Below are 6,391 nucleotides of genomic sequence, written 5' to 3' on the forward strand. Positions count from 1 at the left end.
GGGCCTGAGCTATGGCAAGGCCCGGGCGCTCGATGCCATCACGCTCGACCTGCCGTCCGGCTGCATGGTCGGACTGATCGGCCCCGACGGCGTCGGCAAATCGAGCCTGCTGTCGCTGATCGCCGGAGCCCGCGCGATCCAGGACGGACGCATCCACGTGCTCGGCGGCGATATGGCAAGCTCGCGCCATCGCCGCAACGTGTGCCCCGACATCGCCTATATGCCGCAGGGGCTCGGCAAGAATCTGTATCCGACACTGTCGGTGTTCGAGAACATCGACTTCTTCGGCCGCCTGTTCGGACACGACAAGGCCGAGCGGCACAGGCGGATCGCCGGCCTGCTGCGCGACACCGGGCTCACGCCCTTCGCCGACCGGCCGGCGGCAAAACTCTCCGGCGGCATGAAGCAGAAGGTCGGCCTGTGCTGCGCCCTGATCCACGATCCCGAACTCTTGATCCTGGACGAGCCGACCACCGGCGTTGATCCGCTGTCGCGCCGCCAGTTCTGGGAATTGATCACCTCGATCCGCGATAGCCGGCCCGGCATGAGCGTGATCGTCTCGACCGCCTACATGGAAGAGGCCGCGCAGTTCGACTTCCTGATCGCGATGAATGCCGGCCGCGTGCTGGCGACCGGAACGCCTGCCGAGCTCAAGCGGCAGACCGGCGCGGATACGCTCGACGAGGCCTTCATTCGTCTCTTGCCCGACGCGGATCGCAGCAACTACACCAATGTCGTCATCCCGCCGCGCGCCGAGGACCATGACGAGATCGCGATCGAGGCCGACCACCTGACCCGACGGTTCAACGGCTTCGTGGCCGTCGACGACGTCAGCTTCCGCATCAGGAAGGGTGAGATCTTCGGCTTCCTCGGCTCGAACGGGTGCGGCAAGACCACGACCATGAAGATGCTCACGGGCCTCCTGCCGGTGAGCGAAGGCACCGCGCGGCTGTTCGGCAAGACCATCGATGCCGGCGACATGTCGGTGCGGCGGCGCATCGGCTACATGTCGCAGGGCTTCTCGCTCTATTCGGAGCTCACGGTCGCGCAAAATCTCGATCTGCATGCGCGGCTGTTCGAGCTGCCGGCGGAGACCATCGCCCCGCGCATCAGCGAGATGATCAGCCGGTTCGACCTCGCCGACGTTACCGAGGCCCTGCCCGATGCGTTGCCGCTCGGGCTGCGGCAGCGATTGTCGCTGGCGGTCGCCATGATCCATGCGCCCGACATCCTCATCCTCGACGAGCCGACCTCCGGCGTGGATCCGGTCGCCCGCGACCGCTTCTGGCAGATCCTCGCCGAGCTCTCCCGCAAGGACAACGTCACCATCTTCGTCTCGACCCATTTCATGAACGAGGCCGAGCGCTGCGACCGGGTCTCGCTGATGCATGCGGGCAAGGTGCTGACGTCGGACACACCCGCGGCGATCGTGGCCGCACGCGGCACCGCGACGCTGGAGCAGGCCTTCATCGCCTGCCTGGAAGAGGCGATCGCGGATAAGGCGGAGCCGGCCGGCCAGCCTGCGATCGCATCGCCCCTACCGGCCGCGACAGCGCAGCCGCCACGCAAGCGCGGCGCGACGTTCAATCCGACCCGCATGCTCGCCTATTCCCGGCGCGAGGCACTCGAACTGCGGCGCGATCCGATCCGCGCCACGCTCGCAATCCTCGGCAGCGTGCTGCTGCTGTTCGTGCTCGGCTATGGCATCAGCATGGACGTCGAGAACCTGACTTTCGCCGTGCTCGACCGCGACGACAGCGCGATCAGCCGCGATTACAGCCTCCAGATCGCGGGCTCGCGCTACTTTACCGAAAAATCCCCCATCACCGACTATGCCGATCTCGACCGTCGCATGCGCGCCGGCGAGATCGGGCTTGCCATCGAGCTGCCGCCGGGCTTCGGTCGTGACGTCAGCCGCGGCCGCCATGTCGAGATCGGCGCCTGGGTCGACGGCGCCAATCCGACGCGGGCCGAAACGCTGCGCTCCTACGCCCAGGCGATCCACGCCACCTGGCTCGCGCAAAAGGGCCGCGAGCTCTACGGCGAGGCGGCGATCGCCGGCGCCTACCAGCTCCAGCTGCGCTACCGCTACAATCCCGATGTCATCAGCGTCGTCGCCATGGCGCCGGGCATCATTCCGCTGCTGCTGATCATGATTCCGGCCGTGCTCGCCGCGCTCGCGGTCGTGCGCGAGAAGGAGCTCGGCTCGATCGTCAATTTCTACGTGACGCCGGTGACGCGGCTGGAATTCCTGCTCGGCACGCAGCTGCCCTATGTCGTGCTGGCGTTCGGAAACTTTCTCCTTCTCGTCGGCTTTGCCCTCGTCGTCTTCCGCGTCCCCTTCACCGGGAGCTTTCCGACCTACGCGCTCGCCGCGCTGCTCTACGTCACGGCGACGACCGGCATGGGGCTGGTGATCTCGGCCTTCATGAGCAGCCAGATCGCGGCCCTGTTCGGCACCGTTCTGGTCACGCTGATTCCGGCCATCCAGTATTCCGGGCTGATCGATCCGGTTTCCTCGCTGCAGGGACTTGGTGCCCTGGTCGGGCGGCTCTATCCCACCACCTATTTCGTCACGATCTCGCGCGGCACCTTCTCCAAGGGCCTGGCGTTCGACACCCTCCACAACGACCTGCTGGCGCTCGCGATCATGGTCCCCGTCCTGGTGATTGCCGGCGCGATGCTGCTGAAGAAACAGGCCCGCTGACCATGCGCTTCGACAATTTGTTTCAGCTCGGCATCAAGGAATTGCGCGGCCTGGTGCGTGACCCCATGCTGCTCGTGCTCATCGTCTATTCCTTCACGCTGGCGGTCTATGCCGGCGCGAAGGCGCTGCCGGAAACGCTGAACCGCGCCGCGATCGCGGTCGTCGACGAAGACCATTCGCCGATCTCGACCCGCATCGAGATGGCATTCACGGCGCCCTACTTCTCCGTACCGCGCATGATCTCGCAATACGACATGGACCGGCGGATGGACGCCGGCCTCGATACCTTCGCGCTCGACATCCCGCCTGACTTCCAGCGCGACCTGCTGGCGCGCAAATCGCCCACGATCCAGCTCAACGTCGATGCGACCCGCATCTCACAGGCGTTCAACGGCGGCGGCTATATCGAGCAGATCGTCAGCGCGGAAGTCGCGGAGTTCCTGGCGCACACGCGCAATGCCCAGACCGCGCCGATCGAGCTGACGCTGCGGGCGCGATTCAATCCGGAGCTGAAGAAATCCTGGTTCGGCGCCATCGACCACGTGATCACCTCGATTACGATGCTCTCGATCATCCTGACCGGCGCGGCGCTGATCCGCGAGCGTGAGCACGGCACCATCGAGCATCTGCTGGTGATGCCGGTCACGCCATTGGAGATCATGGTGAGCAAGGTCTGGTCGATGGGAGCCGTGGTGCTGGTCGCCTCCGCGCTGTCGATCGCCTTCGTCGTCAAGGGCTGGCTGGAGGTGACGATCGACGGCTCGCTGGCGCTGTTCCTCGTCGGCGCCGCGCTGCAGCTGTTTGCCACCACCAGCATGGGCATCTTTCTCGCCACCGTCGCCGGCTCGATGCCGCAGTTCGGGCTGCTGCTGATCATGATCCTGCTGCCGCTGCAGACCCTGTCGGGCAGCATGACACCGCGCGAGAGCATGCCGCAATTCGTCCAGGACATCATGCTCGCGGCGCCCAACACGCATTTCGTGATGCTCGCCCAGGCGATCCTGTTCCGCGGCGCGGGCCTGGAGGCCGTGTGGCCGCAGCTGGTCGCGCTCGCCGTGATCGGCAGCGTCTTCTTCGTGATCGCACTGCGGCGCTTCCGCGCGTTCCTGGCTTAGCCCGCGGCTCAGAGCTTGTGGCCTTTCTGGCGCAGCGCCTCGATCAGGCGCTGCTTCAATTCGTCGGCGGCCTTCTGGCTGACATCCTGGCCGATCTGCGCACTCGCCTGCGCCAGCGCATCCGACTTCTCCAAGAACTTCTTCCCGGCCGGCTGGGCATAGAACGCCTCGATCTGGCGCAGCTCGTCCACGCTGAAGCTTTGGGCATAGAACGCCGCGATCTGCTCGACCATGGACGCAACGAACGGAGCATAGATCTCGGAGCCGGGTGCCGTCACCGCATCGTAGTCGCGCTCGATCTCCGGCCTGTCCTGCGCGACCACGGGCCGGAGCTTGAGCAGGAGCTGCGGCAGCAATGCGCGGTACTGATCGGCGATCTTCAAGGTGACGACGAGCTTGCGCGCCGCGCTCATCGCCTCCGGCGACGGCGCCTGCGCCGATGCACCGCAGACGAGAAACAGGAGAGCGCCGGCGATCGTCAACAAACGTTTGGACATTGGGCTCTCCAGGACATGCGGACGATGCTTCAGCGGCTCGCGGGAGCCGCGCCGGCGGTCGCGGCCTGCGCGCTCTCGACCATCTCCGGCTCCTCGACCTCCGTCACCTTCACGAACAGGTTCGGCACACGCTCGGCGCGGTCGAGCAGCCAGGCCGCGCCGACCATGATGACGATGCCGACGATGGAGACGGCGAGCTGCTCCCAGATGCCCCTGGTGTACTGCGTCAGGATCCAGTGCGCCGAGAACGACAGGAACACGCCGAGGCAGAAGATCGGCAGCGAATGCTGGCCGCAGAGGATCACGGGGCGCAGCCAGGCCCCATGCAGCGCCCGCCATTTGCGCGAGAGGAAGTGGGTGACCCAGATTGCCAATGCCAGGAAATGCGTGAAGCGCAGCATGTCGAGATCGGTCTTGTCGATCGGGTAGATCGCCTTGATCATCCATTTCGGGATCAGCGCCTCGAGCGCTGGGACGTGCCAGGTCATCACGATCAGCAGCGCGAACACCAGCCAGGCCGCGGCCAGACCCATCGCCGCCCTCGACCACACCCACCTCGCGATCTTGTCGATCTGCCCGACGCCGCACCAGGCCGCAAACACGAACATCAATTGCCAGCAGAACGGGTTGAAGTACCAGGTCGTGCCGGGCGGGTAGGAAGCGACGTTCCAGTTGAACCAGCGCGACAGCACATAGAGCACGACCGAGGCGGCGAGCGTCAGGTTGGGCCGGCGCACCAGGCACCAGACGATGAAGGGCGAGGCGAGCACCAGCGTGATGTAGAGCGGCAGCACGTCGAGATTGACCGGTTTGTATTTCAGCACGATCGCCTGCCCGATCAGCTCGTCCGGATGCGCCAGGAAGTTGAACACGTTGAACTCGTGCTGGTACATCGGATTGTCGAAGCGGCGCGCGGTGCGGGCGATCTGCGCGGTGAACAGCAGAAACAGCATGATGTGCGCGACATACAGCTCGGCCGCACGCCGCCACAGCCGCTTCATCGCGGCGAGAAACCAGCCGCCGGCGACGATCGGGCCGTAGATCCAGCCGACCAGATAGCCGGAGATGAAGACGAAGAACTCGGCGGCGTCGCTGAAGCCGTAATTGCGCAGCGTCAGCCAGGCCACGACGTCGTGCGGGATGTGGTCGAGGAAGATCATCCACAGGCCGATGCCGCGGAAGAGATCGAGCCTGAGGTCGCGCTCGACCGGCGCCAACAAAGCTGACTGGTCCCGTGTGATCATGGCCCCGCCTCATCCGGTAGGCGTCGCGCCATGGCGGCGCCGGCAAAATGCGATGCTAAGAAATCGAGATCAAAAGTCACCTGGCCCTGCGGCTAGTCACCGACGGTAGCCCACCTTGGCGTCGGTGCAAGGGGTTCGTCACTGCGGTGAGCGAGGCTGCCTCTCGCAGCCGCCTGGAGGCGGCGCCCGATCAATTATGCGAAAACAACCCCATGCACAGTAGCTAACCCCTTGTGCTACCTACAAGATTCATTCGGCATTTTGGGCCGACGGTTCGGTCCCGCGGCGACAAGGTGCAGACCCGGCGGGACGCGGCGTCAGATGAGCTCGCTGCCCTGGGCGAGCACCTCGGTCAGCATCGCCTCGGCCTTGCGCTGGAGCGGCAGCGCGCCGCTTTCGGAGGCGATCGCGATGGCCGCGCGCAGCGCGGTAAGGATGGCCGCCCTGCTCTCTGTACTGGAGATGGGCGTCACAACGGCTTCGCCGAACAGGGCCTCGGCCTCGAGGCCCGAAAACCCCTGCTGGCGGGCGGTGTTGCGCGCCTCGCGCAGCATGTTCTGCGCAGCCCTGACATCGCCGAGGCGGCAGGTCGTGAGCGCAAGGTAGATCGAACTGCGCAGCACCGCCGAGGTGTAGCCGACCGCCTTGGCCTCCTCGCGCGCCTCGGTCAGCATGCCGCGCGCCCGGTCGAACAGGCCCTGCTCCAGATAGGCCATGCCGAGGTGGCAGGCGAGCACCGGCACGAACAGGCGGATGCCGTGCTTCTGCGCCAGGACAAACCCGTCTTCGAGAATGGCGGCGGCCGCCGCCGGGTCGCCTCGACCGAGC

5 protein-coding genes are annotated in these 6,391 nt (G+C 65.9%); 2 read left to right on the forward strand and 3 right to left on the reverse strand.

The annotated features are described in order from the left end of the window. Both rbbA and IC66_RS0129785 read left to right on the forward strand, forming a co-directional pair. Positions 1–2,707, forward strand: a 2,707-nt coding sequence (rbbA, locus tag IC66_RS0129780; protein WP_038950109.1) for a ribosome-associated ATPase/putative transporter RbbA, incomplete at its 5' end; no start/stop codon positions are given. A gap of 2 nt (positions 2,708–2,709) precedes the next feature. Next, positions 2,710–3,822 carry an ABC transporter permease gene (locus IC66_RS0129785; RefSeq protein ID WP_038950110.1) on the forward strand — a complete coding sequence of 371 codons (1,113 nt, stop codon included), beginning with the start codon at positions 2,710–2,712 and terminating at the stop codon, positions 3,820–3,822. Positions 3,823–3,830: 8 nt separating this feature from the next. On the opposite strand, the gene IC66_RS0129790 is transcribed toward IC66_RS0129785, so the two are convergent. From IC66_RS0129790 to IC66_RS0129800, 3 genes are all read right to left on the reverse strand, one after another. Beyond that, positions 3,831–4,319 (reverse strand): DUF2059 domain-containing protein, encoded by a 489-nt coding sequence (locus IC66_RS0129790; RefSeq protein ID WP_038950111.1) that lies wholly within the window; start codon positions 4,317–4,319, stop codon positions 3,831–3,833. A gap of 29 nt (positions 4,320–4,348) precedes the next feature. Continuing rightward, on the reverse strand, positions 4,349–5,563 hold the full coding sequence (locus tag IC66_RS0129795; RefSeq protein WP_038950112.1) for an OpgC domain-containing protein: 1,215 nt from the start codon (positions 5,561–5,563) through the stop codon (positions 4,349–4,351). Between the two features lie 317 nt (positions 5,564–5,880). After that, the coding region (locus tag IC66_RS0129800) for a tetratricopeptide repeat protein (protein ID WP_038950114.1) at positions 5,881–6,391 on the reverse strand (511 nt) is incomplete at its 5' end.

It is taken from the genome of Bradyrhizobium genomosp. III, assembly GCF_000261705.1.
Classification (GTDB): domain Bacteria; phylum Pseudomonadota; class Alphaproteobacteria; order Rhizobiales; family Xanthobacteraceae; genus Bradyrhizobium; species Bradyrhizobium ottawaense.